The organism is Deltaproteobacteria bacterium (assembly GCA_016219225.1).
GTDB lineage: Bacteria > Desulfobacterota > RBG-13-43-22 > RBG-13-43-22 > RBG-13-43-22 > RBG-13-43-22.
In genome coordinates, this window is the sequence record JACRBX010000219.1 from 1 (window position 1) to 2,812 (window position 2,812).

A 2,812-nucleotide genomic window follows, 5' to 3' on the forward strand; every position below is an offset into this window, starting at 1 on the left:
GAATTGCGGGAAGCCGCCGTTCGACAGGAACGTCGAAAGGCGGAGGAATCCTTAAGAGAATTTGCACAAAGGTGGCAAACCACCTTCGATGCCATCAATGACAGTGTCTGTATCCTGGACCTGGATGGAAAGATCCTGGAGTGCAACCTGGCCACCACCCGCTTGCTTAACAAACCTGCTGCCGAGATCTTAGGCCACCACTGTTTTAAACTGGTCCATAACATTTCAACGCCTATCGAGAGATGCCCGATTGCTCGCATGCAAACCAGCGGACAAAGGGAAAGCACGTCGTTGCAGTTAGGGGATCGCTGGGTAGACGTGACGGTGGATCCTTTGTTTGAAGCCTCCGGCCGTTTGATAGGTGCCGTGCACATTATATCGGACATCACCGAGGATAAACAACGGGAGGAAGCCCTGCGTGAATCCGAAGAACGGTACCGGGATATGGTCGAAAACATAAACGACATCCTCTTTGTTTGTGATACAAACGGGAACATTACTTATATCAGCCCTCCGGTGGAGTCCCTGTTAGGTTATCGTCCCTCGGAAATAATCGGCCGAAACTTTAGGGAATTTGTCCATCCGGAAGATCTCCATTATATTTCAGAAGGCTATCAGAAAATCGTTTCCGGCCAGGTCGAACCCCACGAGTATCGATTCGTTAAAAAATCCGGCGAAATATGCTGGATCCGTTTTTCAAGTTTTCGGATTGTCCAGGGAGAAAAAATTGTGGGGCTTCGGGGGATATTAACGGACATCACCAAACGCGTTCAGGCAGAAGAAGAAAGACAACAAACCCTGAATAACCTGCGAAAGGCCATGGGAGGGATCATCGAGGCCATGGCCACGACCGTAGAGACCAGGGACCCCTATACTGCCGGTCATCAGCGCCGGGTGGCTGACCTGGCCCGGGCCATCGCCCAGGAGGTGGGTCTGTCAAAAGACCGGATAGAGGGCATCCACATGGCCGGGATCGTCCATGACCTGGGCAAAATTTCCATCCCGGCCGAGATTTTAAGCAAACCCACCCGGCTGACCGATCTGGAATTCGCCCTTATAAAGGCCCATCCGGAAGTGAGTTACGACATTTTGAAAAATATCGATTTTCCCTGGCCGGTGGCCCTGATTGTCCTTCAACATCACGAACGGATCAATGGCACCGGGTACCCTCAGGGGCTTACAGTGGAAGAAATCCTTTTCGAAGCCCGCATACTGGCGGTGGCCGATGTAGTCGAAGCCATCGCCTCCCACCGACCTTACCGGCCGGCCCATGGGATAGAGGTGGCCTTGCAAGAGATTGAAGAAAAGAAAGGCGTTCTTTATGATCCGGTGGCGGTGGAAGCCTGCCTGCGATTGTTTAAAGAAAAAGAGTTTGTGTTGGAATAGGCAGATCGTTGCTCGTTACTGGTTACAGGTTGCTCGTTAAAACGATTAACGAGTAATCCTTAATAATACAGCGTATTTTTTACTAATGCGTCCCCTTAACCGTCATTCCGGCAGGCTTTAAGCCGGAATCCAGGGATTTTGGTTTTCTCATTCTCATGAAAACCTGGATTCCCGATAAAGACATTCGGGAATGATGGGAAAAATGTCGCTGTAGTATTAACATCAAGGTTGACTTTTCAATTTTCCCCTCCGCATCCGGCGATTTTTTTGCCTGCGGATTTTTTCTGCTTGCTGCCGATGGAGGCTTTTCCCGTCTTGAAGCGCTTCGACTTTTTCGGCCAGGAGCCGCCAGGCCAAAAAACGGTTCAAGGCCTGGGAGCGCTCTTTTTGCATCTTGACTTCCAGCCCGGTGGGAAGGTGCTTCAGATAAACCGCTGAGGAAGTTTTATTGACCTTCTGTCCGCCGGCCCCTTGGGACCGTGTAAAGTGTTCGGCCACATCCTCTTCCCGGATACCCAGTTTTTGCAGGGTTTCTTGCAAGGCTTTTTGTTTTTCAGGGCTGACGGCCATCAGGGGGTGTTTTCAATTAATAAATCACGGAAAGCCTTTGGGGCAGGATCTGGAAACGGGCCGGTAAACGCCCGACCAGTTCCCCGTCAAGGTCGATCAGGACTTCTTCTTCGGAGGTGAAGGAAACGATTCTGGACTTGGCGGTTTTTACCTTGGGGTGTTCGGCCAAGGTCCCCTGATAGAGACGTTTTGTGTTGGCCAGGACATCCAGTTTCGATACATCGCCCACCATCACCACCTCGAAAATCCCGTCAGTCAATCGGGCTTCAGGGGCCACCCACATGCCTCCGCCGAAATATTGCCCGTTGGCTATCACAATGGAACTGGCCACCATTTCAAATTCTTCCTGATCATCAAGGTTTACAAGAACCCGTTTATTATAATAACGGAACAGGGTCACCAAAAGCCCTTTTAAAAAGCTTAACTTTCCTCCCAGCCTTTTTGAATGGCTGTTTACGTAGCGGACCAGATCTCCACCAAAACCCACATCGGTTACATTGGCAAAATAACGCTGCGCCACCTGGCCCTTAAGATCGATAAATTCGCATTGGCCGATATCAATGGGCTGAGCAAAACCCTGAAGGGCCTGCCGGGCGGCCTGGGAAAGGTTATGAGAAATGCCCAGGGAGCGTACCAGGTCGGCCCCGGTCCCATTCGGCAGAAGGGCCAATGGAACCCTATTGGCAGAGTGTTTTAAAAGCCCGTTGACCACTTCATTGATCGTACCATCACCTCCGTGGACGGCAATGGTGGTAAAGCCAAGGTCAATAGCCCTCCGGGCCAGTTCCCCGGCGTGGCCGGGGTGGGTCGTCTGCCAGGCTTCGAAAGGCGGCAGGATATTCCTCCACTGCCCAGA

3 protein-coding genes are annotated in these 2,812 nt (G+C 51.5%); 1 reads left to right on the forward strand and 2 read right to left on the reverse strand.

Annotated elements, in window-relative coordinates; genetic code table 11:
- A partial coding sequence (locus HY879_18460) for a PAS domain S-box protein (GenBank protein ID MBI5605320.1) occupies positions 1 to 1,386 on the forward strand: 1,386 nt, incomplete at its 5' end.
- Between the two features lie 222 nt (positions 1,387 to 1,608).
- Here the strand turns inward: HY879_18460 and HY879_18465 are convergent.
- Both HY879_18465 and HY879_18470 read right to left on the reverse strand, forming a co-directional pair.
- Positions 1,609 to 1,956: a peptide chain release factor-like protein gene (locus HY879_18465; GenBank protein MBI5605321.1), complete on the reverse strand. Its 348-nt coding sequence runs from the start codon at positions 1,954 to 1,956 to the stop codon at positions 1,609 to 1,611.
- A 16-nt stretch (positions 1,957 to 1,972) separates the two neighbouring features.
- Positions 1,973 to 2,812 (reverse strand): diacylglycerol kinase family lipid kinase (locus HY879_18470; GenBank protein MBI5605322.1); only part of this gene is annotated, 840 nt, incomplete at its 5' end.

What these genes read in the sequence shown, in the direction of transcription:
- HY879_18465 (MBI5605321.1), bottom strand. Translation starts at nt 1,956, where the DNA reads ATGGCCGTCAGCCCTGAAAAACAAAAAGCCTTGCAAGAAACCCTGCAA.